The organism is Pseudomonas sp. UMAB-40 (assembly GCF_900095275.1).
GTDB classification, from domain to species: Bacteria; Pseudomonadota; Gammaproteobacteria; order Pseudomonadales; family Pseudomonadaceae; genus Aquipseudomonas; species Aquipseudomonas mandelii_B.
The window spans coordinates 89304-115640 of the sequence record NZ_LT607564.1 but is presented as its reverse complement, the minus strand read 5'-3'; the positions used below and the strand labels follow the sequence as shown (position 1 = coordinate 115640).

Below are 26337 nucleotides of genomic sequence, written 5' to 3'. Positions count from 1 at the left end.
ATCGGTAAATGAGTGTTTGATAGGGGTATTCTAGTTCTGATAAACAGAACCGTCAACAACTGTCGAGCATGTCTGAAGCGAACAATCCTTACTGTGCTGATCAGGCCAAATTACATTGGCGCGCGGCTCATCACTGCGCCGATGCGCTCAAAACGATTGAGTGGGAACAGGTCGTTGGAGTCTTGCAGTCGCCAAACGGAAACACCGTAGGCTGCCCCTGTGGGATTTCGACCGTCTGGGAGAAATAGTTCGTATCGGAGATGGGGCCTGGAACTACATCACCCGTGTGTTTGCCAGTGCCTGGGTATTGGATCAAGTATCCAGTCACCACAACCAGCACGTTGTTGCCTACGACACCCTTCGGCGTGATGGTTACATTGACCTCAGAAAGCAACTTACCCGCGCCATTACCGACCTCAGCCTTTACGGGAAAGGTGCCACCAATACGAATGGGCGCAGCAAATGAATTGATCGCAGTATCGCCTTTCATGACCTGCCCGCTGAGGAACACGTTGTAAGGGGCACCAGCGAATGCTGACCCAGCCATCATTGGCAACAGCACGGCGAGCAACAGATTGTTCAGTTTGAATTTCAAGGTTGATTCCTTCCTGTAATTTGAAACATGGATGATCAGCTATGGTGGTCTTGCCATTTACCTGGTGGCCACGTCTTGTCGGCGTGGGCCATTGCGGCTTCTTTGGTTTTGAAGCGGCGCTTGAAAATCTGTGTTGGGTGACCGACATCGGAACTGTCGCCAGTGATGTAGGGCGCCCACGCCAGCCAATAGTCCGCTTCAGGCTGATCGTCCGGACCATGTGGCTGCGAGGCACCAGCGCCGTCGGCACGCGCCCAGCTGCTAGTCCTGAACTCGCGCCACAATGGTTCGACCATCTGCAAGCCCTCTTAGCTGGCGCGGTGAGCTTCGTGTACTTCAGCGGCGATGATCGCAGTGCGTAATTTGGCAATGACCAAGCCGGATGCATAGGCGTGTGTAGCCTTGGCAACTTTCACCACTTCCGTTTGTTCTTTCAGGGCCAGGGTGTCGGCCGGATCCGGTGGAATCGCGAACGATTTTTCTTGAATCACGTGCCAGTACTCATCTTCCCTGATCACTGTCTGCCAAGCATTGTCGGCATCCTGAACACAGAGCTTTAGCTCAGATGCATCGATCATCAATGGTGGGGTGGGAGGGGTAGGTGGTTTAACCAATTCGCCGGCATCCTCAGCGTTCAGTTTTTCAACGGCTACATTCAAGCGATCAGCAGCGCGCTTGAGCGCCAGACGCGTCCGGTACACGGCAGGGATTGGCGGCAAAGGCTCGCCCCGTTCCTGCGCCTGTCCTTGCGCTTCCAGCATTGAGGCAATCTCGGCACCAGTCATGCAGCGCATGATGGCCATTATTTCTTGTACAGCGCTTTCTTCTACAGATGAATAGTCCATTCAGCAGTCCTAAAAAAATGGTGGGGCGCAGACATCGCGCGCTGGTGTTGTAGTGCTACGGCGATACGGCACCGTTTAATGCAAGGCCAGTTTGATCTTCATACAGCTCAACGCAGCAGGGGCAGAGCCAACCCTTCGAGCCCTGTTCGAGTTTTGCCCAGCGCCAGCCATGTGTATGCGCCAGCACCTGGAGCAACTTGTACTGCCGAGCAACATCCGCCTGCGAGTCGTCAGCGACCGCGCTGAGGCCCTTCTCGTTCATGCTGTAGCAGTCATCGGTGGAAGGATCGTTCAGGTTGATGCACTGCAACTCCAAGCGAATGCTCATAGTAATCTGTCCGTCAGCCGGTTACCGCCCAATGAGGGCGAACAAATGGTGATTTGAAAGGCCGGACACGAGCACTTCAGTGCGGGTGTGGATGGCCAGATTTGGTGAGCACGACGACCGCACTCTATTACCGACAAAACCCCGAAGAACGGGGTTGGGGGGACGTGCTTGCGGGCTATATAGGGGGCGTTTCTCGTGGCTTGAGACGGTGACGCATGTCGCGAAGATTCTGGATGATCTGACAACACCTCGGGCAGGTAACGACCTGTCTGCGACCGGCGCAGTTGTGCTCCTCCTTTGCAAAGCCACTTGCGAATGCATCGAAGGCGTCACCGCACAGCGAGAACTCACCATTCACGGCGTTTTGCGCACAGATCCTGATAGCCATATCGGGCGTACCCACTACTTCGCCGGCTGCTCGATGCTCTGCTCATCAACGAGCAAAGCTGGAGCTTCATGCTCAAAGGTGCGGCCATAGCAGCCTTTCCAGACACCCTCAGCGCCCTCTGCGTACATGAACCCGACTTTCACACCGTCAAAGTAATTTGAGCGCATGGCGGGCTCACTAAGCGCCAGCATTTTTGATTCGCCGGCCAGCATTGGGTCAGCGGAGTTCTCAGCGTTTGCCAGCAGCTCTTGGCTCAGTTCCGGCTGGCATATCTCGCACAGCCCAATCTGTCCTGGCTCAAGCTCAGCGTTGCAGCAATCACACACTTCGTTGAGGTCCATCGGCAGTGCACTCCAAGTTCATTAGATGCTAGCAGTTTACCCTATACGGTAAACCTGTAAAGCAATTGATCTGGCTTATTTTCTGCGAAAAATGAATGGACGATGTTTCTGAAGCGGTCACTGCTGGTCGGCAGCTGATCGCTCGCATATGCTGGCCCAGCCATGTCGGATCTAACACTAAAGAAGGGCGTCGGCAGCATAGGGCCGTGACTTCCACGCGCTCGGCATCAGTAAGGCAGTAAGGTACAAACATGAACGACACAAACCACGGCCTCGTCATTGAAGGCTTCGTACAGGGCTCTTACAACCGCATGTTCGATAACAAAATCGAGGTGCGTCACCATCCGCTGACGGGCTGGGCTCAGGCCACTGTCTCGGGTAGCCAGCACAACTTTGAAGAGACCAAAAGCAACGTCCTTCGCACACTGGAAGGCGTTCAGCACACCCTTTACCATGCAGGCAACAACGATGGGGTGCTGACTGAGCTGGGCGATTTTCAAGCGCGCGCTGAAGCCGCCAAAACCGTAGATGACCTGGGCATTGCCATTGCCGAATCACGCCCACTTCTGGATCGTGCATTCAGCCGTTAATCGACGGTGTTTAAGCATTCAGGGAAATGCCCTGATACACCTGGCTCCGTCAGTCGCGGGGCCAGGCTCCCAACGTAATGCCGGACGTAGGGGCACCCTAGAACAGGGTAAGCGCCTTTTGCGGCTCAGCCGCGAGATTCATCAGCGCCAGTTCGTACATGTCGGGGTGCTGCTTATCGAAAGCTGGCATGTGTTCTGTCTCTACCCACAACCCGCGCGCACTGCCCTTGGCCAACCATGCAGGCTTGGAGCCCGCTGGCTGTGTCCAAGACGTTGTCGATATGCCGAATGAAGCAATCTGCTCGGCCGTGATGTGGCCTTGGCTGCGCATCAGCGCAACGACCTTAAGTGCAGACTCTTTCCATGGCGTGAGCCGCACGGGGGAGGCACACCAGCAGGCAGGTCCGTGACAAGGGCAGGGACACGGCACCGCTCTTCGGGGGACCAGTCGAATAGTCGCTCATTGCCGAAGAACGTAACGCCGCTTTCGTAACACAGCAGCTGGTGCTTGAGGTCGAATGTCCACTCATAACCGGTCCTTTCCCACGATTGCCGTGGCTGCAACACCTTCACGACTAGGCGCCGCAACATCTTCGCGATGCCGGCATTGGCATCAGTAATTTTGCTGACGATCACAAGTCGATGATCCGGCCCTGCGCGCCCGTAAAACTCATCACCACAGTTCGGCAGGATCTGGTCAGCCACCTTCGCATTGAGCGCCAGCTTTGCTTCAACGCCAATCTGTCGGCCATCCGAGTGAACGACCAGCACATCAAAACCAGCAGCCTCCGGGTAGCAGGTCCAGCCCGCAATCGAATTGAACTCACGAATGAAGACATCGCACAGCTCGGATTCCTTCTTGATGGTTTCTCGTTCTTTCCGCGCAGCGGCGACGGGAGCAACATAATCATCAATGCTGCCCTGATCTTTCTTCTTGAGGATGGTGGCCATGGCTGTCTCCGAGGGGGCTTACTGTCGCAGTTCAGACACCGAGGTAACCGGGTGGGGAAGTGACCAGATTGGAAAACCATTGAACTGTGCTATCCCCTCCGTGAATATCAATGGTCCGTAGGTACTTGCCGTTAACACTGATATCGATCCCACCGAAAGTAGGATCGACAAGGCGAGCAGACATCACCTGGTCTTGATCATTACCAGATAGGGCATAAGGTACGCAGGCTCCAAGTTTGAAGAACGCAATCTGCGCCTCGGCTGCGTGCTGCTGAGCAAATAGAATCGCACCACACGCTGCGGTATCCCACAGATCCTGATTGGCGTCGCCCCACTCAGGATTGCACTCATCAAACTCATCTGCATAGGCGTATGCGGCTTCACCTATCGAGCTGAATTCGGATGCTTCTAGTAGGCGTTGCTTCATTTGCTCCACTAACTTCAGCGCTGATTGTTCGGCCTTGATTGCGCGAGCTTCCAGTTGGGCGCTGAACGTGATGCTCTCAGCCAGCATGGCTTCCAGCGCTGACATTAGTTGTTCGTGTTTCCGCTTCTTGATGAACATTCATCAGTCCTGTGAGTACGTGTGTTTTGTGATTGGGGCGTCTGAACTGCGGAGCAAGTCTTGATGGTTCAAGATACGACAGCTCAGGTCAGTGGCACGCGGCTTCAGCGCGTTGAACTTCATCGCGTCGATACTGCTCGGCGGCGGCGATATCGGTAGCTGTGACGGTGTAGGGCTCAGGTTGAGTGACCGAGAAGAACGAGACACTGCAATGACGATCAGCCCATGCCTTCAGGGGCTCCAGCAGCGCTTCCAGCTCTTTTTGTGCTTCATCGGACACCGTAGGGAAGTCGTCCGCAAACTCGCTGTAGTCGGAGCCCTGCGCCTCTTCAGCCATGACTTCAATGATCTTGTCTGCGTCCGGCAGAAAATGACTTGCCTGGGGGCGTTCGATGATTGCTCGGGCAATTACGGTGCCCACAAGGGCTTCTCCGTCGCTGAGGTATGCCGCAAGGCTGTCGTCAACCCACACGTCAGCTTCAACGCGTCGCGCGTAGGCGTATTCAGGTGCGCTATCCACCGCTGAAATTGGCGTCATCTTAAATCCCTCTTTTAAGGTAAAAAACTGTTAGCGCGAATGTTCGGTTTCACGTTCAGGCAGAAGCGACACATTTTGCAGGCCAAGCGCGTTTTTCAGTTTCTGCTGGCGCCGCAATGTCTGGATGTTCTGGCTCTCGATCTGCTGGGCAACCTGTGTTTTTTGCAGAGCGATCGATTCAACCTGGTTGGCTTGCATTTGGGTCAGGGTCAGCTCTATTGCGGCGAGCTGCTGGCTCTGCGCGTTCAATTGCGATTGAGAGGCGCAGCCGCCGAGTGACAGCAGGGACAGGGCAGATACAGCAACAACAATATTAAATTTGGGCATGCCTGAGGATCCTGATCTCGCGGTTGTTAATGTGATTGCGGGCGCCGACTTACTGAGGTTGGTCGCTAGCTGGCGCTGGCGAATCGTCGCGAGCTGCGCGTTCGAATTTCTGGCGCATGTCCTCTACGCCCATTTCACCAATGTGCTCAGCCAGCTCGGTTGCGAGCAAATCGGCATAGCCCATTTCATCGTTCATAGAACCTGAAATGAAAGTGACACCGCACTCTTCTTCGAGGGCTTTGAGGCCAGTAACAAACTTGTCTCTGGCGACGTCATCAGCTGGCAGCTGGTAAACGCGCGTCGTGATTTTGGACATGAAAGAATTCCTATCGCTGGGAGGTTGCTTGGCAAGAGGGCGGGGGCGATGGCTCCCCCCGCGCGTACCGGCTTGGGACGGGCGTTAGATCGACTGGTGGTCCGGCTCGCCGCCGAAGGCCTGGGTCAATTCACCAATGAATTTGGTAAAGGTGCCGATCATGATCGTCAGCGAAGCATCGAACGTCTGGCTCACGTCATCACCGGCGCTCGTTTTGGCGTCCTGCATGATCACGTCCTCGAAACGGATCTGCTCGATCTGAAGCTTGTCGCTGAGTCGGTACGAGAACTGGTCGCCGAAGGCCAGCAACAGATTCGACACGCTCATACCCGAAGTCAGGTGCATCAGGACTTCTTCACCGGCCATGTCCATGTCCTTGAGTTGTGCGCGGCTTTTTTCATCGCCAACAAGCAGTGCATCGCCGAGGGTGAAAAAGTTCTCCGGCATGCTCTCTTTATCCCTGAGCCAGCCTGTCATGACTGCGGAGGGTGCATCCACCGTCGTCAGTGGGCGGACTGGAAGCGAGCCCATAACTTCACGCAGGCTGCTCAACAAGTCTTCTGCGTCGGCCGCTTTGGTGGTGTTCACCAGAATCAGATTTTGCGCCGGCAGTATCAGTGCGGTGGTCCGCTTCTGCTTTGGCAGCACGCGCGGCATCAGGTGCTGAATTACCAGATCTTTCAGATCGGCACGCTCTTTTCCCCGCACCTTGCGAGACTGCTCGCGCTCGATCACTGCGATTCGGCTGTTCAGTTCATCTTTGACTGCATCACCTGGGATCTGGCGGAAGTTGCACACAGCGCTCACCAGAATGGCGCCAGCGACCGGATGAGCCAGAATCGTAGATTCCACGCCGTCTTGAGCAGGAAGAGGGGAAGCGAAGCCGTAGTGCTTCATTTCCAGATCAGCCAGTTTACGCGCCGGCTTCGTGGCCATGGCCGCTTCCAGCGTCTCAATTTCAAAGTTTGCAGCGCCAGTGATGCGGTACATCGACAGTTTTCTGAACCAAGTCATAACGGACAGTACTCAAGAGTGGTTTGGTGAGCGAAAGCGTTGCTTTGAAGTTGCGATCATACTCGATCAACAATGTTTCATACTATTGCACGTTGTTGATTTATGCGTAAAATCAAATCACTTATTGGCGCGCCTTCTGGTTGACCAATGCCGGATGAAACCCATGTGAACGAGCCAGACCATGATTCTCAAACGATTCGTCGAAGTACGTGCTTCTGATCCAGTGATCGCAAAGCGGCACTTCGTCCGCGTGATGCTGGCCGTCCACAGCCTAAACAGCGGCGGCGCAAAACTTGTGGTCGATTGGCCGAAATGGGCATCGTCGGCAAACTACTTTGGCGTAGTGATGCGCGTGTTTGGCACCGACGAAGAATTGCAGCAGCTCAAGCCTGAGCTTGATAACGAGGCTATGAAGGCGAGCCGAGTGAAAGGCGCGAAGAAAACCATGATCGTCAGCCCTATCAACGACGTGCCGAACGAAGCCAAAATAACTTGGATCTTCAAGCGCCATCGCCAACCTGGGCGAAGCAAAAGCGCGTCAAGTGCTGCGCGACTGGTCCGTCGTGCGATTGCGCGCGGTGAAGAGCCGAAGGAATACACCCAGCACGAAGTCGAGACGCACACGCTGATGCTGGTTTCACTGTCGACCAACAAAATGTTTCCGCTGGATATTTGCCGTGAGCGGCCGACACATCAGGACGTCATCGACAACACCCCGAACTCCTATGGCCTGGGAGTTCCGGTCCCGCGTTTTTGAGCGGTGCACGCATCGCCTACACGTTTTGAATCAGTGCCACTATTCCCCTCGCGCCATCTGCTGATATGATGCGCCGCGAAACGGATAGTGGCATTTCGATATGATTCGCTATCCGCTTCACCTGAGGCAGTACGCTTGGTTGAAGAGGGAGCTTAGGCCAAGAATTCCGCAGAATATGCGGCGTTCACACCTCGCTGAATAAGCGCCTCCTGTGACCCTGACCTCCCACCGTCAGCGTCGCAATTTTCCACTGAATAAGTGGGTGCTACACCGGCTGGCAGCTGCGTGCAGCTGCCACCACCCCTCTCTCCCTCATTGAACATTCGCCGGCGCCGAGCGCCCGTGCGCGTCGACAATCAGCGCCACCAGATCGGCAAGCATGGCATCGTCCAGGCACTGTTTGGTGAACGCGCGGAACACGCGGAAGCCGTGTTGCGTGAAGATGTTCGAACGTAGGCGGTCATTCTGAAAAGCTTGCTTGGAACGGTGAAAACCGAACCCATCCATTTCAAGGACGATGTTGGGAGGCACAAAAATGTCGGCGCGGTACTTCCGGTTCTCGATAAGACCTTCACGTTCCCACTGAGCATCAGGCAGATGCACTCGTAGTGCATCGAACAGCCGGCGCTGGGGGATTTCGTTGTCAGCTTTCTTTTGCGCGTTGAGCTGCTTAGCCGCTGGCGCAGGCTCAGACTTCGGCGCTGGAACGGCGACAGGCCTTGGCATGCCTTTAACTACGGGAACTTGGTTGCGTCCCGAGCGCGCCTGGCGCTCCATTTCGGCAGCATCGGCGTGGGAAATTAAGCCGCGATTGGCGGCGTCGGCGGGAGAAAGGCGAAGGCCCATCGGTGATGTCCTGGATGTGGAATTCTGCTTATGCAGCAGTTTCACTCTCAGCACTTAGAACCTGTCCCACTTATTCAGCGGCAGCAGGCGCCGCCTGCCGGATCACCAGCAGGCGGTAGTTTGAAATCGCTATTCAGCGTCTCGTGCAGTTCTGCCTATTCGGCAGAGTAGGTATGTCGCAATATCATGCATACAACAAACATATGCACACGCAACCCCGCCTATACGGCGGCGAACATCAGCAATTGGACACAGCTGATTGTGGTTTTTGAAGCACCTCTTTTCAGAGGAAAAATCACTTGGGAACAGTGAAAACGTTACTAAATACGGGAGCTAGTTTAGCACATGGCCAGATGGCGGCTTTTCCCGCCAACTCAAGAGCCCATCCGTAGTGCGTGGATATAAAGTGCGTGCTGCAAACAGGCCTGCTTCGACGCATTCACGTTCTTGGCGCACAGCTCATGGATTTCATCTAGCGTTGATTCGGTGATTCGAATGTTGATCCTGGTCTTGTCCTTGCGACCGCGCAGCCACGTTTGCAGCAACACTTCTATTTCTTCCTCCGGCTCACATTTGAATCGCTGCATGGCGTCAGCCACCCATTCGGGCCAGAGCTTTTTAGACGCGGCCTGAGCCTTTTTGATGATTTCCAATTGATCGTTTGGAAGCCACAACGGATATGAAGTCGTGGCTACGGCGACCTTCTTGGTTGTTGGCGCTGGAATCCGAGCCATCAAACATCAACCTCTTCGAGCGAATCCAGCGACAAGGTGAAGGCTGACAGCACTTCCTCCAGATACTTTTTCCGCTGCTTGTCCGGCGCACCGCGCCAGCCGTTCATGGCTTTACTGATGACGGCCTTGGTGTTGTCGTCCATACCATCAATTTCGTTGATCGCCGTGAGCAACTTCACGCCGGCTTCAGTGCCAGGCAGCCGCACTTTGAGTGATGCCGCTGGCGCCGGGTTGGCCGGTGGCTTAGGCGCAGGGTTAGCTGGCGGGTTGGCCGGTGCATTCCCATCAGGGTCATTGTTTTCGGTGTCGGTCACACGGTTCGGCTCAGGGTCTTCACCGAGTTTGAAGCGCCGGTGGTACGCCCGAACCGCTTCATCAATTTTCTGGACGTTGTTCAGTGCTCCCGAGCAGATGTCGGCGAGCAGTTGCGAGTCTTCCGGTAGTTTGCAGATCCCGCGCCAGCGGTGTGCCCAACTCTTGGAGCGGCCAGCGAACTCGTTCTCAAATACCGAGATGGTCAACTTCTTGTTCGTTGGCCCACACGGCTCGCCGAGCAGTTTTTCAAAGTAGCGGCGAAATGCGATAACCCAACCACCGCGCGAAACGTCCAGGCGGTCCAAGTTCTCGTGGATCGTCTGGCTCATCGCCGACAGATCGTCAGCCGTGGCGCCTACAGACGGGATGTAGTCAATGTTCGCCATACGGCAAGCCCAGTACCGGCGCTCGCCACCAACAATCTCGAAGTAGCCGGTCATCGGGCGCAGACGAAGAGGGGAAATTAACCCGTCTTTGGCCACGTTGGCAGACAGAGCAATCAGCTCGTTCCACTCGTTGACGAGTTTTTGAACACGCTTACGGTCAGGGCCTTCAGGAACTGGCGTGCTCACCTGGGGCGGTCGGCCAAGAATGGCCTCCCAGCGCTTGAGAGTGACTGCATCTGGCGGCTCGCGCAGCAGCATGCGCTCAACACGCTCAAGCCAGCGGCGCATGTACGCCTTCCAGATGATGTCCTTTTCTTTTTCGTCAGGGTTATCGAAGTTGAACTTGTGGCCGTGCCGCGCTTCTGCCGCCAGCCATACTTTGCCAGCCTCCGATTTCAACCAGCCGTTTTTCGCATGCAGAGCCCACGACACCGCGCGATTGCGGGAGAGCTTGTTCACGTGCGAAGAACTGGAATGCCGTGGTTCGCCGGTCGCGGTTTTGAAATTGGCCTGAATGATAAGCGCGGACGAAAGATCGTTGTAACGCGGATTGAGCGGCGTGGTGCGGATCTGGTTGAACAACACGTTGGATACAGGCTTGAGCGATGACGCTGCATCCTGAAGTTTCTGCTCGCCAGTTAATAGGCCATTGAGTTCGCTGGAGTTCGAGGCCGTCGCGATTGATTTCCTACTCATGCCATCCGCTCCCAGCCATTGCGGTCTTCCATCAGCTTCTTCGCGGCCTGCTTCACAAACCTGGTTGAATCCACACAGCAGTTTCTGTTTTTGGCCGCGAACACTTGATCAGGCGTGTTCCGCCAGTTATCCGTTTCCGGGTAGTCGATTGCCCTGCGAAGGGGGCTCATCAAGTAATCGCTCAACGGAGAGTTTTTCACTCGGTTGATCTGCTGCTGATGTACGAGCGTCTGTTCTTGAACGATGTTTGGAAGTAGTCCCAGCAGTGTCAGCGGCAGGTCGTCTGACTCACGACGCTCGCTGATTTTGGTCTGGAAGTAGCTAACCATTGCCATCACACCGTCAACGCTTTGCACTTCTGGAATAAATGGAATGTAGATGTGCGTTGCCGCGTGAATGGCGATGTCGATAATCGAGTTGCGGGTCGGCGGAGTGTCGATGACAACAAAGCTGTATTGCTCGGCCAACTCTGGCGAACGTAGCCAGTCGCGGAAAATTTTAGCCGCCTCCAATGCGCCGGCTGAACCGGTGCGGAAGCTCTGCATATCCATCAGTTGGTTTTCGTTGTTCGGAACGATGTGGATCAGGTCGCTGCCAACCGGCTGGCTAACGTCTTTCGGAATGATCCCCATGTTTTCCAGAATTTCGCCGGTGTTACTCGGGTAAGGGATCGGCACAACGCTATCGCCCTGGCCAAGCAGGGTGAGCCACAGATCACAGACAGAAGTTCGGGTAACGTCTTCGCGATCCTCGACCAGCTTCGGGTGAGGGCGCGGCACTTTCAAGATGGACCCGTTGACGATTTCCAGCAGGTTCCAGCGCAGGCCAGTGTTGCCCTGCGGATCAAGGTCGATGTAGAGGATCGGCTTTCCCTGATTGAACATGGAGAAGTAAGCCAGACCTTGAACGAGTACGCGGCTGCTTACAGTCTTCCCTACGCCCCCTTTGTAGTTCGCCGCCACACAGACCGTGAGTGGCTTGAGGTGGAAGTCGAAGACTTGTGCTTTGGCCGCCATCGTTGACGCTCCTGGGTGTCCTGAGTTGGGTAGCCAGCATCTCTGCTCGCCGATGGGGAGGGATCATACACAGCTGTGGTACAACTTGTGTAGTACAAATTCGATTTTTGCGTGGTATGAAATCGCGGTTAGGCCTGTTGACTATTTTGCTTGGCGGCTGCTTGAAGATGTTCGTGGCTGTTCAAAATGCAGCGACAAAAAGGCCCGCCGTAGCGAGCCTTTAACTGGTGAGTTCGGATATGCCCTATACCGCACTGAGTCTCAGAACCGTCTGCCGCCATCCTTCACTCAGGGCTGGTGCAATCGGGGCAGTCAATACCTGGCGTTCGCGGCTCGGCAATGTACCCATCGTCTCCGCAGGTTTGGCAAACGGGGGCACGGAATTCGTCAATGACCACAAAAGGGGTCTGCGCCATGTTAAAGCCCTCCCACGCCCCACGGACCCATTCAACCGCATAGCGGCCGTTGCGATTACGCTCAATGAGGCTTTTGAGTAGCGCGTCATTGCGGGAGTAGTCGAACCGCTCAACTGCGATTCGTTTAATCCCTATTTCGAAGTAAGCACGTTTGTGGTCCAGCGGCTCAGCAGGGTAAATGTATTCAGCAGTGATCATGTTTTTTGTCCATGGCCTGTGACAGTTGATAGCCCCAGCGATCCGGGGCAATTCGTTTGCTCTGTCCTGTCAAAAGCCGACTTGAGTAAGAGGGCTTTTGACAGGCCCCATTGATTGGGGGCCTCTAGAGTTACAGCTGATCGATGAACGCAATCACCGAATTTGCTGTCGGCTCGGAAAGCTGGTGATAGGCATAAAAATGGAACTCCTCCTCCTCTTCATCCCACAACGCCAGCTCAGCACCATCAAACGACCAGCGCTTACCGGCGTGCGAGAACTCCACCCAGTTATCTTCGTGCTGTTCACTGCTCATGCTCGCTGGCTCTTTTTGAGTGCTTGCATCAGGCGTGAGGAGTGCCTGCGCGGCTACCGCTTTCAAGCGGATCGCTTCTACTGTTGCACCGGGTGCGCTGATGATATCAGCAATCAACTTGCGCTCTTCGGCAGTTGAAATCGACTCCCACAACTCACCAACAGGCTTTTTCTTGTTGTGCCACGCGGCGGCAGAGTGGGGCTTGGCGGTCGGCGCCAAGACAACGAACTTGCCGCTGGCATCAACGATTTGAAACTCTTGATCCAGCTCAGAGCTTATAACTTTGAATTTCACGTTCGACATCTCACAACCTCCGATTTGTATTCAGCTCCGCCAGCAGCCCACGCGTGCCGGCGATTTCTTCGTCGCTATGGCAGGCTTTTATTTGATCAGGTTCACGACAACGCCGGCTTTAGCGATGTCTTCAAGGGTGAGGTAGACGTCAGCTTCAAAGATGCACTCGCCAGCCCTGTTGAAAACATCGGCCCGTTTGCATGCCTTGTCGACTGTACAAGCGTATTCAGCGCCGTTGCCGCCTTGCACAACCTTGCGGGTGTCGCCGTTCCAATCCACGAAGAACCCGCTAAAGCTCAACGGAAAGTCGCACTCGTCCAGCTCGTCGCAAATCATGTCGCAGAGCGAGTAAATCAGCTCGTTGTGGTTGCGAAAGTTTGGCAGCCCCGAGTCCCACTGCTCAGTCTCTGCATCACACAGCTCCAACTTGTTGCCGTCAGCATCCAGCGCATAAACGCACAGCTGATGAAAGAACCACTCGCCACGCTCAAACTCCGCTACTTCCTCGGCGGAGCAAGCAAGGTCACGTACATCATCAAGTTGCAGGTCGTTTTCATCCACGACAAATGTCACCTCCAGAGACCGCCCGCGATACTCAAACACCACAGCAGTTTCAACGCCGTCGACGACGACAGGCAGGAAGGTTACTGGGCGGGTGTACTGCGGTGCGTTCTTCGAAGTTGTCATGGTGCTGTGTCCTGAGTAGAAACTGAGTTCTGAGGGTTCAGGAAGCTTTTTTGAAGCTGCCCGTCTCGATATGCTCAGTTTACACTAAAGGGTAAACCACACAAGCAGAGTTCATACTTTCCTATAAACTTTCTTTGCCGGCACGACAGGCATTGTCCGGCTGGAGATTGCTGCCGGATCTGACGGGCCTTGCACCAGCGGTGCGCCCTCCGGATGATTCTCGGGAGGGCGACACCTATTAGGAGCGGGAGAACTTCGACGGGAAGTCCACCGCATCAGCAGCGGCCTCCAAGGCGCTCACATCCAGCACCTTGCCATCAGCGCCACGCTCCGGAAACACGACCGGCTTTCCGTCCGAGCCCATGAAGCACCAGCGGCACTCTTCGTCGTATTCAACGCTGGCGACCTCAGGGGCAAAGGTCGCGACGTATTCGAACGCAGCACGCACCAGCCGCTCTTGGAAAGCGGAAAATGGTGTTTCGGTGTTCGCGGGTTTAATTTCCTGGTTCATGCAGGTCTCCTTCAAGGGGCTGGGTTATTGTGGGTGTGCAATTCAGTTGTCGCGGCGTGCTGGCAATTGCCAGCCTCCCACAGCGACATAGGGGAGGGCCGCCACGTTTGACGGCCACCAATGTCGCTCAGGCTTGGGCGCTCATCTCAGGTGCGGCAGGCGGCAAAGGTGGATGCTCTGGCAAGGCCTCAGGCAAGTTGGCGCGCGCCTCAACAATCACCTTTGGATTGACCTCAAGCCAATACTTAAACGCTGAGTTGGCGCTTGGTGGGTTGCCCGGTGTCACACGCTTCTGCATCAGCGATTCGATTTCCGAAGTCACCCACGCAGAGTCAAAAGGGAACTTCGTGTGCTCGGTCCAGAAGGCCGCACGCGTGATCTTGAACAGCATCTCGTAGGCAGCAAGCGCATGCTTCGCGTAGGGCGCATCAGACAGCGCCAGATGCGCCATCACAGGGCCGAACTGGCGAATGGCTTTGATGCGCAGGGTGTTGGCGTAGCTGATTTGTTTCTGGGTGACGCCGACCATAGCTGGCAGGGCCAGCCGATGAAAACCCTTGTCACGAGGGGCGACCAGCTCACGAATGTCGATGCGACATTGACCGCACAGCGAGGCGGACGCATACAGAGCATCACGCGAACGCTCAGAGCGATAGGTCGAGAACGAGGTCAGTGCAGAGTGACCGCAAAGGCGGGTGGCTAAGGCCGAAACATTCTTGTTCATGTGAAAACCCCTAGTGACAAATCAACATGGGGTTAGTATACACCTAATTATAAACCAGTATATAGTTATCTATAAACAATCTATGTTTTTTGAGCCCTTCCTTTCTCGGCGATCACGCCTGCAATGAATAAAGGTCGCCACAAGCAAGTGCACCTGGTGACGAAGGCGCACAGGTTGTCGTGACTGATTCAGTCAGCGGCAAGGCTTGATTGTAGGGTCGTCCGGATCCACGCCGTTGGCGATGGCCATCTCACGATAGGAGTCGAACAAGGCCAGTCCATTGTCGTCCAGATCGTTACCTATCTCTCCACGATGGTAAGCAAGACGAACACTCAAGTTGTGGTCTGCGCCGCGCATCAAGAAGCCTGCGCACGTAGCGGGTTTGTAGGTGCCGCCGCTGTGGCAGCTGAACACAGGAATCGCCATGTCATAAGCGGTACGAGCGGAATGGCGGAAAGCCTCGGCAGGAAACTCGCCCGCCGCGTCTCTACGCCAAGGACAGGTCTTGCAAGGCTTGCGGCGATAGTCCCGTGCGCCGCCATTTGGGCGACTGAAAGTCACAACCTGGTGCTCATCGCCAGCAGCTCGGGTTTCAATGATTTCGATCTTGGTCATGCTCAATCCCTTCAAACTGCTTCACCGCCGACCTGCTTTGCCCGTTCCAAACCCGCGCAGCGGCCTTGAACTCAAATTGCAATTGCGTCTGGTGCGGTGCTTCGATTTCTACTGAGTCAGTCAGACAGTCAAGAGTGCAGGCTTATCGCCCACCCGCCAGATAAGGCCAAACCCGCCGATTTCGCAAAGTACGGCCCACGCCGCATAAGGGACTTCGCTCTCGCCACCAACCCACTTGCGGTACGTCCGAGCGCCGCTCTCGCCAAGTCGTAAAAGATCGGCAATATCGCGTCCGCTCAGGGGTTTTCCTTTGCGCTCGCTGATGATTGTTACGAGGGATCGAATTTCTGTTGATGTAGGTGGAACCCAATCAGCGGCCACGGTTAGGCACGCACTTCTAATCAGCGCCATTGAGCACCAGCCGGCCGGAGCTTGGATGGAATGACAGAACTGGCGATATGGCTGCCAGGCACTGCGAAGGTGGAGAGCGGGACATGCGCTCGCACCACCTGGGGGAGGGGGGGTGGCAATTCATCGGGATACCCGGTAGTGGCCTTGGTGGTTACCCGGCCTTCACGAGAAACGATATATGCAAATCACATGCTGCTGCAAATAGTTTGTTCGCGATGCGCGGAGTGCTGGGCTATTCGCATCTCGTCCCCGCGTGTGTCCCTGACATCAGGGGACTGACTGCCTCCCCACAGGCCGTCATCTTCAAGGGCGTAGCTACCAAGGAACGCCGATGAAAGCACTCGGACACCTTCAGCTGGGCTCGGCACCTGGGCTGCCATGCCAAGTCGCGCAGCAAGAAATCCAGCTTCGCCGGCTAAATTCTCGGCGGTCATCGCCATCTGGTCCATAAGCAATTGGATGTTGCGAGGGGGGCACTCGCCGTGAAGTCGTTTCATTGCGTCCGATTGGCGTAGCAGGTCACAAGCTTCGCTGCAAAGTTCGGCGGGGGTTACTGTTTTGTTCATAAGAGCCTACGCACGTCGCGGTATCGGGATCATCAAAGGCCCATCAGGGGCTAGCGCCAATCGGTGTCGTGAACTGAATGCGTAAGGGGCGCTCCGCCCACATCGCAATCCAATTTACTTGGTGCTCAGAGTTTTTTCGCTCGGCAGCTAAATTCTTGACACCTGAACCAGCTATGTACAGTATTATTGTATCTTGCACGCCATGCCAATGGTTTGTTCAGCAGCCTTACTGGCGTCTGCCTTCGAGGCCTCCCATTGGTGAATGACTGGTCACGTTTGAAGCGCGACTGAGTAGATCGACACAAACACAAGTGCTTTCCACCCGACGCTGCCAGCGGCAGCGCAAGGGTGCGACTTAGCCGAAGATTTTCAACGAGAGGTTGGAGCTGGAATGAAAGCCCGAAATTCAAGTGAAGCTGGAAAAGGAGTTTGCCTGTGAAGCGCAGCATCATCGCAACCGCGCTCCTCGCGGCAGCCGTAGCGTCCTCAACAGCTTACGGTGCTTTCATTCTGGATGAAGGGAATGTCCTCAGCACCGAAAACGGGCCGATGGGCAAATTCCAGCCTTACGACGCAGAAGGTCGCGCAACGTTTGAAACACCAAGCGGCAGCATGGCCCCCAAGCAGGCCAAGTACAAAGATGCAGCGCTGATGGTTGACCTCGCGTACTCGCCGGTGTCGCAGCGCGGTTCGGGTGAGCCTGGCATGGTGCCGGGGTTTGGCGATTCTGTTCCGTTCGTGAATGCCATGACCATGATCTTGCCGTCGGGCTGGCAGCAGTATCGCGACAAGTCGATGTCCGAAAAAGACGTGCCAGAGCGCATCAGCTTTTCGGGAGGTCGCGCGTGGCCTGAAGTGCTCAAGCAAATTGGTGACCGCTACGCGCTGCACTTCCACATTGACTGGTTTGACAAGACCATCATGCTCAGCAAGGGCCGCGTCAGCATGGCCAGCCAAGCCAGCCAGTTGCGCGTTATCCCTGAACCTGCACGCCCAAGCTCGACCACTACCTCTGCATCTGCCTTCACGCCATCCCAAGCCGCCACCAGCGCAACACCTGGGACCGCTAAGGCCGCATCGTCCAGTGGTGTCGTAGTCATGGCCGCACCTTCAACGCCAGTTGCCGTTCAGGCCAACGGATCGCCTGCGGCGGCCAACAGCAAAACATTTGCTCCGACCACTCCTTCAGCCACGCCTGCGCCAGTAACCGGATCGGTCACGAGCGCGTCCCGTCCGGCACCAGTAGTCGCATCAGCTTCAGCGTCTGCGGTGGTTGCACACTCAGTGCCGGTCGCTGTGGTGGCTCCGTCAGCGCCTATCGCAGTCGCGCCGCCAAAACCATTTGTGCCTGCCATACCTACGTGGAAAGTCGGGCCGAATGACAAAACCATTCGTGAAGCACTCAAGGGCTGGACTCGCGCGGCGGGCTGGACCTTCGAGCCCGAGCATTGGGCTGTGCCTGTCGACATCCCAATCACCGCTGGCGCCACTTTTTCCGGCGACTTCAAAACGGCTACTCGCCAGTTGATCGGCACCACCGAGCTGGGGGCTACACCTCTTCAACCGTGCTTCTACCTCAACAAAGTGGTGCGTGTTGTCCCTATCAACGAAGTGTGTAACCCGAGCGACCGGTAATGATGAATTCTTTGAAGCAGTTTCAATTCAAACCGGTTGCTGTATTGGTTGCGGCGTGCCTTGCAGCCGGGTGCTCAACGTACAGTGATAAGCGCGAAACTGATCGCCTCTCGGAGGACATGGGGCGCACTACTTACGATAAATACGGCCGTACCGTGAATAACGTGACTTTGGAAGCAAAGCGCGCGGCTCAAGACGTTCCGTTGCCCTACATCACAGGCAAGGCCATTCCGCTTGCACGGGACGTAACACTGCCTCCAGCGCTTCGCGGCATGGTCGACGTTACGCTGCTGTTTCGCGACTCTGGTGACCTGTTAGTCGTAGCGGACCGAATTACTCAGGCCACCGGCATACCGGTCAAGGTTATGCCGGATGCATTGTTGCCTGCTGAAGCATTCTTGCCGAATTTGGGTCTTGGCCAGAATGGCGGCCCAGGCATGGTCTCGCAGGGAGTGGTGCAAGCCAGCAGTGCCCCAATAAATCTAAACTCGCCTCTGCCTGGTGTCGGCGCCCCGATCACCTCGCAACCGATTGTCACCACGCCGTCTAGTTCGCCATCTAAGTCCACATCATCAGCCAAGGCACCACCAAAGGAGCCGCCACAGATTCTGGCGAATGTCCTGGACGGTATCGCGATGCGGCGGGGCGTGTACTGGAAGTTCGACGACCAGACGGCCGGCATCGTTTTTTACCGCACAGAAACCCGCACGTTCGAAATCCGCGGTGCTGAGTGGGCAACAAACGGGGACATGTCGATGGAGCTGACTGGAGCGGTGGACGCCGGCAGTACTTCCGGCATGGCGAGTAAATCCAAATCCAATCTTCAGCTGCCTGACGTTAAGGACGGTCCGATGGGGGCGATGATTGGGCGAATCAATCAGTTCATGACTCGCTCAGGGCGAGTTGCGGCTGGCGCTGGCGGTATGCTCGTAGTGACTGACACCAAGGGCGCGCTGGATCAAATCGCAAACTTTGTGCGTCAAGAGAACACGATGCGCCAGCGTCGCATCGATATGGTGTGGGAAGAAATCACCATTGAAGAGAACACGAACTCCAATACAGGCGTGAATTTGAACGTGATGTTCAACAGCGCGGGCGGCAAGTTCAACGTCGACGGGCTCAACAGCCTGATTCAACAAGAAGGTGCTGCACTTTCCGTTGCGGCCACTGCGGGTGAAGGGCCATGGAAAGGTTCATCCATTGCGATGCAAGCCCTCTCCCGACTCGGCAAAATCGTTGATCGAAAGGTGAATAGCTTTGGCACCCTCAATGGTACGCCAGCAACTTCTGGCAAACCAAGGCGCGAGAAGTACATCGACAAACTCGAACAGACACAAGCTACCTCTGATGCAAGCAGGCCAACCGTTACAGTGACTCAGGCCGAAGAGGTATCGGGACGTATTATTCAGGTCATCCCCAATGCCTACTCGGATGGCGATATCAGTTTGGCGGTGAAATTCGACAACACGCCAAAACCAATTATCACAAAGCAGTTTTTGCCTGACGGCAGTTACGTTCAATCGCCAGCCTCCGAGGGCGACAATCTTCAGAGCAGTGCCGTTGTGCGTAGCGGTCAACCATACGTTGTCAGCGCGGCAACGGTTGACACTTCGCAATATGACGCAGCACGTACCGACCGCTCGATGCCAATGATTTTTGGCGGCTCTGATGTCACGAATAGCCTCAAGCGCGTCACGGTGTTCGTTCTCACCGCCCGAGTCAGTGAGAAGTAACCAATGACCGACGCCTACATTGAGCAGCTAACGCCGAATGCCTGGCTCGTCTTCGGCGGGATCAAGTGGAAGCCCCTGATCGGCTCAGGCTTGCCGGGTAAATCTCAAAAAGAAGCTGTTGCAGTTAAAGCAACGCACTTTGTCTCGGCTGGCGCGCACTCGGCGGCCGTCGGCACAATTCAGCTTCCCGACGAAAAAAACAACAAGATAGCGCGCAAGCTTTACTCCGCCGCCGCGATGTTTGCGTTGAGCCATCAAACTGGCGCAATGATTGCCAAGGAGAAAATACACGACGGCAGGTACTGGGTTGTTGGCTGCCATGACGGCATGGTCAGTAAAGGAACCGACGTCGTCTGTTCGGCAGCTGAAGCAGATGAAATCGTTGCCGACTTTAAAAGCCGACATTCCAGCGCGTTGGAGGTATCAGGCACTGATGCGGAGCTGGCCCATTACCTGAACGTCAATACCGAACTTCAGCCGGTCAAGTCTGCAATAGAGAAACTGCCGAAGCCGGTAAAAATTGGTGTTTGCCTCTTGCTTTGCCTGATGCTCGTAGATACCGGGTTGGGGTACTGGAAGAAATACCAATTGCGCAAGATGCGCGAGCAGAACATTGAGCAGTTTGTAGATGCACGCGCAGAGTGGGCGAACGCCCTGGATGATTGGGCGAAGACGGTAAAAATCGACGGTCAACCGGGTTTGAAAGGTGTCTATGACGCCATGGGCCGAATCCCCATGGTAATCGGGCGTTGGCAGCTATTTGAAAGTGAGTGCGTGCCTACCTCGAAAGGCTGGTATTGCGCTGCAAAATACAGGCGCACCGTTGAAGCAACAAACTACACGTTCAAAACAAATTTGCCCGAAGGTTGGGTCGCGAAATGGGATGGCTTGTCGACGGCTATTGGGAGTTGGGAGATAACAGCGCCCCGCAAACCATTGGCGCGGCCCGCGATATCACCGCTGGCCCAGTTCAGCGTCAATTACATTAGTCAGTTACAGCGGGTACTGTTCTCCTATCGAATTGTGGATTTATTACCGCCTGTAAAAGTTGTAATTCCAAACCCAACCGTTGTTCAAGTTTCGCAAGGCCGTAGCGAGCAGATCCCGATTCCTTATCCTCAGGATAATCTGAAGGGAATTGAGATTCCTAGTAAACAGAGCTTCACCTTCAAAGGACCACTACGTTCACTTTCGGTGCTGCCGCTAGTAGACGAAACAGTCATCAAATCACTGAAATTTGAGGTTGAAATGCGCGCTGTATCTCCATCATTGCGCGATAGCGTCTTCATGACTACGTTAACAGGTGAATTTTATGTTCAGTAACAAGTTACTTGCGTGGGTAATCGCAACCGGCGCGGTACTAATGACTGGGTGTGTTAGCGCAGCTACTGATACACCATTGCCTCTTGTGCTGAGCAATGATGTTCCTGCAACGGTTAACCAGATGCTTGCTATAGATGCACAACGAGCACTTGTTGCGGAGCAGCGCCTGCTCCTGGAAGAACAGCGCAAAGGTGGGTATGGGGTCGTTGGTTTGTCTAATGGCGCCTCTGGGGAAGCTAAACCTGAAGTGGCACCCAAGCCAACTGAGACACCAAAACCGGTCGAACTCCCTGTGCGAATTGAAGTGATGGGTATCTTCGGAATCGGCAAAGACTTACGAGCCGACGTGGAAATTGGAGGGGGTCGTTACCGCTTTGTACGTGGCTATGAGTTGCCAGAGGGTGCAAGTGATAATTTCCGTTACCGACTTGTCAGCATCCAAACGCCTTGCGTACTTCTCAGCGATGTAGCTGGTGCGCAACGGAAAGTTTGTCTGACCAATCCATCGCTTTAAGGTGCAATCATGACAACGTTTAGAGCGCTCTTAGGTGGTAACGAGAACACTACTGAAGTTATTTTTGATCAGAAGAGCAGCAACGGTAATCACGAGTATACGAGCATAGAGCAACTTTATGCGGCGTTACCTGCGCGCATCCAAAAGCTGCGTCCTGATATTGTTGGTGAGCAGAACTCGTCGAAGTTTTGCCCAGCGTTAATGGAAAACGGGAACTGGTTAATTCTGACTACGCCTGACTACGAGCGATCCGATCTGCTGGAAACGGCACGCGAGACTTGCTCAGGTCTGCATGAGCTAGGTCATCCACCTGTAACGCATATTGTTTCACCGACGTTGCTTCTGACTCTGCGGCAAACAGGCCTGGGTCTCGGCAGCGTTACTACGAAGGAAGAAGCCTCTTCCTACAAAGCTGCCTTCAAAGAAATTGTTGCATGGGGCATTAAAAACAAAGCCTCTGACGTAACGCTGAACGTTTCGGAATCAGAAGCGCAGTCACAAGTTCACTTTACCATTGATGGGCAATACTTGGCGCCACCGCGCTGGAAGATTGCAACACAGCGTCTGCGGGAAATCCTTAACGTTGCCTGGCAGTCTAACACTGGTGGCGCGGGAGCCATTCTGAGTGACAAAATTGAAACCCAGTGCCGTTTGCAACTTCAACTCGATTCCGGCCCGGTCATGTGCCGTTGGTCTGGTATGGCCGCCGACCGTTATAGCTCGGTTACCCTCCGACTACTCAAAGTAGATGAGAAGTCTGTACAAAAGCCACTGTCCGAACTAGGCTGGCTGCCTTCGACTGTTGATGTGTTCGAGCGTGCGCTACGCAAGGAAGGCGGCTCCATCATTTTTGCCGGCGTGGTTAACTCCGGTAAGACGGTTTCCATTGCGAGCCTGCTTTCTCTTTTACCCGATACACGAAAGATTATCTCGCTCGAAGATCCGGTTGAGTTGATCATCCCTGGTGTGATTCAGAACACCATCACTCGTTCATTGGAGGAGTTGGGAAAAGATCCATTCATTGCAAAGAATTTGACACTGAAGCGCTCGGCGGCAAACGACGTGTACCTGGGCGAAATCCGTGACCTGTTAACTGGAACATCCTTCACGGATATCACAGGTTCGGGTACGAAACTGTACTCGACTGTTCACGCCACGTCAGCAATGCAAATCCCCGAGCGCCTGTATTCAGAGTCAATCGGTATACCCTCTGACTTCCTGTCATCTCCCGGCATGCTGAACGTACTTGCGTACCAAGCACTGATTCCAAAGCTTTGCCCGCACTGTTCGCTGCCTAGTGAACATCTCGAACTAGAAGGTGGGTTCGATAAAATGGAGCGCCACCGTGACGGCGATTACTGGAAGGTTTTTTTCAATCGAATCGATAAGCTTTATTCGATTGATACTGGGCTTTTAAAAGTCAGAAACCCACAGGGTTGCAAATACTGCAAGAACCCTGAATTGCCAATGCTTGGCGGCTACATTGGGCGCGATACTGCAACTGAGCTTATTGAGCCAGGCACTGACCGCACCTTTCTGCGGTACGTCAAAGCTCGCGATATGCTTGGTCTTCAAGACTACCTGGATGATTTGCCTAGAACTGCATTTGATGACCCTGACATGACCAACAAAACCATCGTTGAGTGTGCGGTTTATAAATCTCTTCAAGGTACGTTTGACCCACGTGACATCGAAAGCAAAACGACATCGTTTGAGTCGATTGCGATGACTCGGAAAAAGGCTAAATAGTCATGTCGATGAGAGAATCTATTGCAGGCGTAAAATATAAGGTAGCCAAGAGTCTTGGGCTGCTGAACAATTCGACGCTCTCATTTGACAATCGGATCGCGGCTTTTTTGTTCCGTCCGAAACGTGCCGACTATTACAATTATTTGGCCGATATTATCGAAGGCACGAAAGGCCGTAAATCGTTGCTCGATATTTTTAATAGTGACTCCGAACGTTATGGAGATACAGCTCGGGGAAAACTGTCTCGGCATTGGGCGACTCAATTTGACAGGGGCGGTGGCAGCCTTACTAAAACGTTCCAATCAACATTGCCGGACGAAGATGTTGCCGCATTGGAGACGCTTAAAAAAGCCGGTAGCGACTCGGCGCTGGAGTCGGCTCTTCGCGATTTGGCTGCAAACAGTGAGCTGGTGAGTAAAGCTCGTGGGATTGTGATTATCTCATCGATCGTTTCCATAGCGTGTCTCGCTTCGCTTTTTTTGTTCATCATTCTTATGCCGACGTTCATCGTGCCAAAGCTTCAAGAGGCATTCGCGATGCTTCCGGCTGAGTATTATCCTTCAAGCGCTACGACCCTATTTTCGATGTCTGATTTTGTCGGTAACAATTGGCTGACAATGGCTGTCGTTCTGACTTCGTTTTTGTACGCCTGCTGGTACTCGTTTTCGAACCTTACCGGTGATTTTCGTCTTTTCTTAGATAAATATGGTATGGCCTGGGGTATCTATCGCGATTTCCAGAGTATCCGCTTTTTATCTTTCCTTGCCGCAGTTATCAAGCGGCGTGGAAACTCGTCAACGGTTCTGCTTGACGCAGTTGAAATGCAGACAATTGGGGCGTCTCGCTGGAAACGCCATCACATTGAACTGATGCTCCAGTACATCAAGCGCGGATCCGTAGGGCCTGAACTTTTTTCAACGGGGATCATGGATCAAACGATGGAGTGGTATATCGCTGACCTTATTGAGGCACGCGGTTTTGAAGATGCACTTGAATTCGTTCGAGACCGTTTGAAAGAGCGAGTACTGAAAAAAATCACGATCCAGAGCGCGATCATTTCGTGGATCGTACTTCTATCTTCGGTGATGACGTCTGGCTGGCTCATGCTTTGGCAGATGACAGTGATTGAAGATATGAGAAAGGCTCTCCAGTTGTTTTTGTCGCAATAAATTTTCTAAAGATCAGGGAGTAACATCGTAATGAAATATTTGGGCACTAAGAAGAAGCAGGAAGGTAACTATCTGCTGAACATCGGTATTGGTATTTTGATTGCGGGCATCCTCGCTGTTTGGGGTATTCCAAAGATCATGGACTACCTGGTCGAAGGCGCCATTCCATCCGTAGCTGAAGAAAGTCAGCGCTTTATCGCTCGAACTCAAGTGAGTAACTCGGGCAACGGTACTACTCCCTATGTCGGCCTCACGCAGGCATCGTTCGCTCGCTCGGTTCGTGGCACCAGTTTGCAGGTCGGCACCATTGCCGGCGAAGGCACTGGCGGCACCGTAGTTCGTCATGGTTTGGGCGGCGGCAATAACGGCACGGTGGTCATCTCCACCACCGGCGACACCTTCACCCTGACTTTCAACAGCGTGAACCAAGCTGCGTGCCCTGGACTGGCGACGTCGCTTCAGCGTTCCGTCGACAACATCACCATCAACGGTAAAACCGTGAAGGTCACTGATGTCGATAAAACAGTTTCTGCCGGTTACGTGGCCGGTACTGCAATGGCTCAGTGCATTGACGGTGACTTGAACACCTTCGCGTTCACCGTCCGTTAACTACGACAGATAAAAAGGAATACCGAACGTGGGCAAATTTCCCTCCAGACTCATGCGCAGAAAACGTCAGGACGGTTGGGCAATCGTCAGTGTGATGGTCGCCATGATGATTACCGGACTGTTGGCTATCTACGCGTCTGGGAAATGGACCACGTCGGTGTATGAAGCGCAGGCAGAGTCGACCGGTCGGTACATGACCAAAGTTAGAGGCGCCATTCTGACTGCGCTCACAAAGCACCTGGAAGTATTTACGTTGGTGGATACCAGCGGAGCCCCGCCAGGCACTTATGCTCCGGCTCCGGCATGGGCTACTTTCGCTGGTCCCACCACAACGATTTCAGTTGCTGACCTCAAAGTATCCAAGTTCTTGGAAGGTGGTTTTCCAGACTTGCCACCCCTTGGGCGTTCGATTCACATCAACCTCCAGCGTACTGGCACATGTCCGGGTACTGACTGCAACGTCACGGCGTATGTGTACAGCTGCTGGCCGATTTCGAAAGGTAAACCGTCTGGCGCCGTGGACAACACGACATGTCCAGCGGTCCCCGGCAACTGGCAAACTGACTCCAGTTTGGTTGGCGCAGTTATGATTGCCGCCAATGGCTATGGCGGTACAAATAGTTTGCAGCCCGCAACCATGCGTGGCCCTCTTTTTAGCGTCACTAGCGCCAGCTTGGGTATCCCAGCGACAAGCGCTGGTCATGTCGCACTTTTGGCGTCTCTCAATGACAGCCTGTTCCCTCAGTTTGTGCGCCAGGGTGATACCCGGCACATCTACCTGAATGACAGTCTATCTGTGGCCAAGCAGATCTCTACCGACGAAGGTTTGCTCATCAATACCGCTGTGGTGCCTGGCAGTCCTTGCTCGACACCGGGCCTCTATGCGAACAGCAACAAAAACACGATGGTTAAATGTATCGGCGGCAACTGGTTCGAGTTGGACGGTTACATGTTGATGGCTGCACAGTCTCTCGCCAACGGCGCAGCCGTTGTTGATCCGATTTGTCCAGGCGCGAATCTGCTGCCGTTCTCCTTTGCGTCACTACAAAATGCTGACGTGACAATGACCGGTCCTGATATCGCCGTGACAGGCGTTATCTCTGGCGGGTTGACTGGTAGTGGTAACGTCAACGCTGCTGGCGCCGTATCCGTCAGCGGGACATTCAACGGCACCACCACGTCCACGGCGGCGAGTAGCATCCGTGTTGCGCAGGGTGTGTCCATCGTTGCAGGCAGGGTCGTCATCACTCCGCCGTCGGCCAACGCACGAGCTTTGGTTTTGCAGGGTTGCCGCTCTTCATAATGGATCGAGGCCCGCTACA

Annotated in this window: 32 protein-coding genes; 10 read left to right on the top strand and 22 right to left on the bottom strand. The window is 54.5% G+C overall.

The features are described 5' to 3' along the window. Positions 1 to 130: 130 nt before the first annotated feature. From K0F88_RS20175 to K0F88_RS20155, 5 genes are all read right to left on the bottom strand, one after another. Positions 131 to 595: a hypothetical protein gene (locus tag K0F88_RS20175; protein WP_219096259.1), complete on the bottom strand. Its 465-nt coding sequence runs from the start codon at positions 593 to 595 to the stop codon at positions 131 to 133. A 35-nt stretch (positions 596 to 630) separates the two neighbouring features. After that, entirely contained in the window at positions 631 to 891 is a 261-nt protein-coding gene (locus tag K0F88_RS20170) for a hypothetical protein (protein ID WP_219096258.1), read from the bottom strand. A gap of 12 nt (positions 892 to 903) precedes the next feature. After that, entirely contained in the window at positions 904 to 1440 is a 537-nt protein-coding gene (locus tag K0F88_RS20165) for a hypothetical protein (RefSeq protein ID WP_219096257.1), read from the bottom strand. A gap of 55 nt (positions 1441 to 1495) precedes the next feature. After that, positions 1496 to 1768 carry a hypothetical protein gene (locus tag K0F88_RS20160; RefSeq protein WP_219096256.1) on the bottom strand — a complete coding sequence of 91 codons (273 nt, stop codon included), beginning with the start codon at positions 1766 to 1768 and terminating at the stop codon, positions 1496 to 1498. Positions 1769 to 2170: 402 nt separating this feature from the next. Further along, positions 2171 to 2497, bottom strand: a complete 327-nt coding sequence (locus tag K0F88_RS20155; protein ID WP_219096255.1) for a hypothetical protein — start codon at positions 2495 to 2497, stop codon at positions 2171 to 2173. Between the two features lie 251 nt (positions 2498 to 2748). Between K0F88_RS20155 and K0F88_RS20150 the strand changes: the two genes are divergently transcribed. After that, positions 2749 to 3087, top strand: coding sequence for a hypothetical protein (locus K0F88_RS20150; RefSeq protein ID WP_219096254.1), 339 nt, complete (start codon positions 2749 to 2751; stop codon positions 3085 to 3087). 97 nt (positions 3088 to 3184) lie between these two features. Here the strand turns inward: K0F88_RS20150 and K0F88_RS32490 are convergent, their stop codons facing one another. The 7 genes from K0F88_RS32490 to rdgC all read right to left on the bottom strand — a co-directional run bounded on the left by K0F88_RS32490 (position 3185) and on the right by rdgC (position 6798). After that, entirely contained in the window at positions 3185 to 3418 is a 234-nt protein-coding gene (locus K0F88_RS32490) for a hypothetical protein (protein WP_257605311.1), read from the bottom strand. Then, positions 3418 to 4038, bottom strand: a complete 621-nt coding sequence (locus K0F88_RS20145) for a hypothetical protein (protein WP_257605310.1) — start codon at positions 4036 to 4038, stop codon at positions 3418 to 3420. The genes K0F88_RS32490 and K0F88_RS20145 overlap by 1 nt, the downstream gene beginning before the upstream one ends. Before the next feature lie 31 nt (positions 4039 to 4069). Further along, positions 4070 to 4603 (bottom strand): hypothetical protein, encoded by a 534-nt coding sequence (locus tag K0F88_RS20140; protein WP_219096253.1) that lies wholly within the window; start codon positions 4601 to 4603, stop codon positions 4070 to 4072. An 88-nt stretch (positions 4604 to 4691) separates the two neighbouring features. Further along, positions 4692 to 5141 (bottom strand): hypothetical protein, encoded by a 450-nt coding sequence (locus tag K0F88_RS20135; RefSeq protein WP_219096252.1) that lies wholly within the window; start codon positions 5139 to 5141, stop codon positions 4692 to 4694. Positions 5142 to 5171: 30 nt separating this feature from the next. Then, positions 5172 to 5468: a hypothetical protein gene (locus K0F88_RS20130; RefSeq protein WP_257605309.1), complete on the bottom strand. Its 297-nt coding sequence runs from the start codon at positions 5466 to 5468 to the stop codon at positions 5172 to 5174. 49 nt (positions 5469 to 5517) lie between these two features. Beyond that, positions 5518 to 5784 (bottom strand): hypothetical protein, encoded by a 267-nt coding sequence (locus tag K0F88_RS20125; protein WP_219096251.1) that lies wholly within the window; start codon positions 5782 to 5784, stop codon positions 5518 to 5520. A gap of 84 nt (positions 5785 to 5868) precedes the next feature. Continuing rightward, positions 5869 to 6798 (bottom strand): recombination-associated protein RdgC, encoded by a 930-nt coding sequence (gene rdgC, locus K0F88_RS20120; RefSeq protein ID WP_257605308.1) that lies wholly within the window; start codon positions 6796 to 6798, stop codon positions 5869 to 5871. Between the two features lie 181 nt (positions 6799 to 6979). On the opposite strand from rdgC, the gene K0F88_RS20115 reads away from it, so the two are divergent. Continuing rightward, entirely contained in the window at positions 6980 to 7555 is a 576-nt protein-coding gene (locus tag K0F88_RS20115; RefSeq protein WP_219096249.1) for a type I-F CRISPR-associated endoribonuclease Cas6/Csy4, read from the top strand. Positions 7556 to 7867: 312 nt separating this feature from the next. Here K0F88_RS20115 and K0F88_RS20110 read toward each other — a convergent pair whose 3' ends face one another. From K0F88_RS20110 to K0F88_RS20065, 10 genes are all read right to left on the bottom strand, one after another. Next, positions 7868 to 8446, bottom strand: coding sequence for an endonuclease domain-containing protein (locus K0F88_RS20110; protein ID WP_219096248.1), 579 nt, complete (start codon positions 8444 to 8446; stop codon positions 7868 to 7870). Positions 8447 to 8775: 329 nt separating this feature from the next. Further along, positions 8776 to 9135, bottom strand: a complete 360-nt coding sequence (locus K0F88_RS20105) for a hypothetical protein (RefSeq protein ID WP_219096247.1) — start codon at positions 9133 to 9135, stop codon at positions 8776 to 8778. Further along, positions 9135 to 10421, bottom strand: a complete 1287-nt coding sequence (locus K0F88_RS20100) for a ParB N-terminal domain-containing protein (RefSeq protein WP_219096246.1) — start codon at positions 10419 to 10421, stop codon at positions 9135 to 9137. Before K0F88_RS20100 ends, K0F88_RS20105 begins: the two co-directional genes overlap by 1 nt. Positions 10422 to 10528: 107 nt before the next feature. Continuing rightward, positions 10529 to 11548 (bottom strand): ParA family protein, encoded by a 1020-nt coding sequence (locus K0F88_RS20095; protein WP_219096245.1) that lies wholly within the window; start codon positions 11546 to 11548, stop codon positions 10529 to 10531. 284 nt (positions 11549 to 11832) lie between these two features. Next, complete coding sequence (locus K0F88_RS20090; RefSeq protein ID WP_219096244.1) at positions 11833 to 12162, bottom strand: hypothetical protein; 330 nt, start codon at positions 12160 to 12162, stop codon at positions 11833 to 11835. Between the two features lie 130 nt (positions 12163 to 12292). Next, complete coding sequence (locus K0F88_RS20085) at positions 12293 to 12778, bottom strand: hypothetical protein (RefSeq protein ID WP_219096358.1); 486 nt, start codon at positions 12776 to 12778, stop codon at positions 12293 to 12295. A 78-nt stretch (positions 12779 to 12856) separates the two neighbouring features. Next, positions 12857 to 13456, bottom strand: a complete 600-nt coding sequence (locus K0F88_RS20080; RefSeq protein ID WP_219096243.1) for a hypothetical protein — start codon at positions 13454 to 13456, stop codon at positions 12857 to 12859. A 238-nt stretch (positions 13457 to 13694) separates the two neighbouring features. Next, positions 13695 to 13967, bottom strand: a complete 273-nt coding sequence (locus tag K0F88_RS20075) for a hypothetical protein (RefSeq protein ID WP_219096242.1) — start codon at positions 13965 to 13967, stop codon at positions 13695 to 13697. Positions 13968 to 14094: 127 nt separating this feature from the next. Beyond that, complete coding sequence (locus K0F88_RS20070; protein WP_219096241.1) at positions 14095 to 14691, bottom strand: hypothetical protein; 597 nt, start codon at positions 14689 to 14691, stop codon at positions 14095 to 14097. Between the two features lie 192 nt (positions 14692 to 14883). Further along, on the bottom strand, positions 14884 to 15306 hold the full coding sequence (locus tag K0F88_RS20065; protein ID WP_219096240.1) for a DUF6283 family protein: 423 nt from the start codon (positions 15304 to 15306) through the stop codon (positions 14884 to 14886). A gap of 1412 nt (positions 15307 to 16718) precedes the next feature. Between K0F88_RS20065 and K0F88_RS20060 the strand changes: the two genes are divergently transcribed. Genes K0F88_RS20060 through K0F88_RS20025 form a run of 8 tightly spaced genes read left to right on the top strand, consistent with a single transcriptional unit; the run spans position 16719 to position 26318 of the window. Continuing rightward, positions 16719 to 17918, top strand: coding sequence for a toxin co-regulated pilus biosynthesis Q family protein (locus K0F88_RS20060; protein ID WP_219096239.1), 1200 nt, complete (start codon positions 16719 to 16721; stop codon positions 17916 to 17918). An 11-nt stretch (positions 17919 to 17929) separates the two neighbouring features. Beyond that, positions 17930 to 19651: a hypothetical protein gene (locus tag K0F88_RS20055; protein ID WP_219096238.1), complete on the top strand. Its 1722-nt coding sequence runs from the start codon at positions 17930 to 17932 to the stop codon at positions 19649 to 19651. Positions 19652 to 19654: 3 nt separating this feature from the next. Continuing rightward, positions 19655 to 20974, top strand: a complete 1320-nt coding sequence (locus K0F88_RS20050; RefSeq protein ID WP_219096237.1) for a type 4b pilus protein PilO2 — start codon at positions 19655 to 19657, stop codon at positions 20972 to 20974. Continuing rightward, complete coding sequence (locus K0F88_RS20045) at positions 20964 to 21488, top strand: hypothetical protein (protein ID WP_219096236.1); 525 nt, start codon at positions 20964 to 20966, stop codon at positions 21486 to 21488. The genes K0F88_RS20050 and K0F88_RS20045 overlap by 11 nt, the downstream gene beginning before the upstream one ends. A gap of 9 nt (positions 21489 to 21497) precedes the next feature. Beyond that, a complete protein-coding gene (locus K0F88_RS20040) occupies positions 21498 to 23237 on the top strand; it encodes an ATPase, T2SS/T4P/T4SS family (protein WP_219096235.1) in 1740 nt (579 codons plus the stop codon). Between the two features lie 2 nt (positions 23238 to 23239). Then, positions 23240 to 24406, top strand: coding sequence for a hypothetical protein (locus tag K0F88_RS20035; protein ID WP_219096234.1), 1167 nt, complete (start codon positions 23240 to 23242; stop codon positions 24404 to 24406). A 30-nt stretch (positions 24407 to 24436) separates the two neighbouring features. Further along, complete coding sequence (locus K0F88_RS20030; protein ID WP_219096233.1) at positions 24437 to 25015, top strand: type 4 pilus major pilin; 579 nt, start codon at positions 24437 to 24439, stop codon at positions 25013 to 25015. A 28-nt stretch (positions 25016 to 25043) separates the two neighbouring features. Next, positions 25044 to 26318, top strand: coding sequence for a hypothetical protein (locus tag K0F88_RS20025; RefSeq protein WP_219096232.1), 1275 nt, complete (start codon positions 25044 to 25046; stop codon positions 26316 to 26318). The last annotated feature ends 19 nt before the right edge of the window (positions 26319 to 26337 follow it).

Excerpts from the sequence above, each read along its gene's own strand:
- K0F88_RS20170 (WP_219096258.1), bottom strand. The coding sequence starts at position 891 with ATGGTCGAACCATTGTGGCGCGAGTTCAGGACTAGCAGCTGGGCGCGT.
- K0F88_RS20165 (WP_219096257.1), bottom strand. The coding sequence starts at position 1,440 with ATGGACTATTCATCTGTAGAAGAAAGCGCTGTACAAGAAATAATGGCC.
- K0F88_RS20160 (WP_219096256.1), bottom strand. The coding sequence starts at position 1,768 with ATGAGCATTCGCTTGGAGTTGCAGTGCATCAACCTGAACGATCCTTCC.
- K0F88_RS20155 (WP_219096255.1), bottom strand. The coding sequence starts at position 2,497 with ATGGACCTCAACGAAGTGTGTGATTGCTGCAACGCTGAGCTTGAGCCA.
- K0F88_RS20150 (WP_219096254.1), top strand. The coding sequence starts at position 2,749 with ATGAACGACACAAACCACGGCCTCGTCATTGAAGGCTTCGTACAGGGC.
- K0F88_RS32490 (WP_257605311.1), bottom strand. The coding sequence starts at position 3,418 with ATGCGCAGCCAAGGCCACATCACGGCCGAGCAGATTGCTTCATTCGGC.
- K0F88_RS20145 (WP_257605310.1), bottom strand. The coding sequence starts at position 4,038 with ATGGCCACCATCCTCAAGAAGAAAGATCAGGGCAGCATTGATGATTAT.
- K0F88_RS20140 (WP_219096253.1), bottom strand. The coding sequence starts at position 4,603 with ATGTTCATCAAGAAGCGGAAACACGAACAACTAATGTCAGCGCTGGAA.
- K0F88_RS20135 (WP_219096252.1), bottom strand. The coding sequence starts at position 5,141 with ATGACGCCAATTTCAGCGGTGGATAGCGCACCTGAATACGCCTACGCG.
- K0F88_RS20130 (WP_257605309.1), bottom strand. The coding sequence starts at position 5,468 with ATGCCCAAATTTAATATTGTTGTTGCTGTATCTGCCCTGTCCCTGCTG.
- K0F88_RS20125 (WP_219096251.1), bottom strand. The coding sequence starts at position 5,784 with ATGTCCAAAATCACGACGCGCGTTTACCAGCTGCCAGCTGATGACGTC.
- rdgC (WP_257605308.1), bottom strand. The coding sequence starts at position 6,798 with ATGACTTGGTTCAGAAAACTGTCGATGTACCGCATCACTGGCGCTGCA.
- K0F88_RS20115 (WP_219096249.1), top strand. The coding sequence starts at position 6,980 with ATGATTCTCAAACGATTCGTCGAAGTACGTGCTTCTGATCCAGTGATC.
- K0F88_RS20105 (WP_219096247.1), bottom strand. The coding sequence starts at position 9,135 with ATGGCTCGGATTCCAGCGCCAACAACCAAGAAGGTCGCCGTAGCCACG.
- K0F88_RS20095 (WP_219096245.1), bottom strand. The coding sequence starts at position 11,548 with ATGGCGGCCAAAGCACAAGTCTTCGACTTCCACCTCAAGCCACTCACG.
- K0F88_RS20090 (WP_219096244.1), bottom strand. The coding sequence starts at position 12,162 with ATGATCACTGCTGAATACATTTACCCTGCTGAGCCGCTGGACCACAAA.
- K0F88_RS20085 (WP_219096358.1), bottom strand. The coding sequence starts at position 12,778 with ATGTCGAACGTGAAATTCAAAGTTATAAGCTCTGAGCTGGATCAAGAG.
- K0F88_RS20080 (WP_219096243.1), bottom strand. The coding sequence starts at position 13,456 with ATGACAACTTCGAAGAACGCACCGCAGTACACCCGCCCAGTAACCTTC.
- K0F88_RS20075 (WP_219096242.1), bottom strand. The coding sequence starts at position 13,967 with ATGAACCAGGAAATTAAACCCGCGAACACCGAAACACCATTTTCCGCT.
- K0F88_RS20070 (WP_219096241.1), bottom strand. The coding sequence starts at position 14,691 with ATGAACAAGAATGTTTCGGCCTTAGCCACCCGCCTTTGCGGTCACTCT.
- K0F88_RS20065 (WP_219096240.1), bottom strand. The coding sequence starts at position 15,306 with ATGACCAAGATCGAAATCATTGAAACCCGAGCTGCTGGCGATGAGCAC.
- K0F88_RS20050 (WP_219096237.1), top strand. The coding sequence starts at position 19,655 with ATGACCGACGCCTACATTGAGCAGCTAACGCCGAATGCCTGGCTCGTC.
- K0F88_RS20045 (WP_219096236.1), top strand. The coding sequence starts at position 20,964 with ATGTTCAGTAACAAGTTACTTGCGTGGGTAATCGCAACCGGCGCGGTA.
- K0F88_RS20040 (WP_219096235.1), top strand. The coding sequence starts at position 21,498 with ATGACAACGTTTAGAGCGCTCTTAGGTGGTAACGAGAACACTACTGAA.
- K0F88_RS20035 (WP_219096234.1), top strand. The coding sequence starts at position 23,240 with ATGTCGATGAGAGAATCTATTGCAGGCGTAAAATATAAGGTAGCCAAG.
- K0F88_RS20030 (WP_219096233.1), top strand. The coding sequence starts at position 24,437 with ATGAAATATTTGGGCACTAAGAAGAAGCAGGAAGGTAACTATCTGCTG.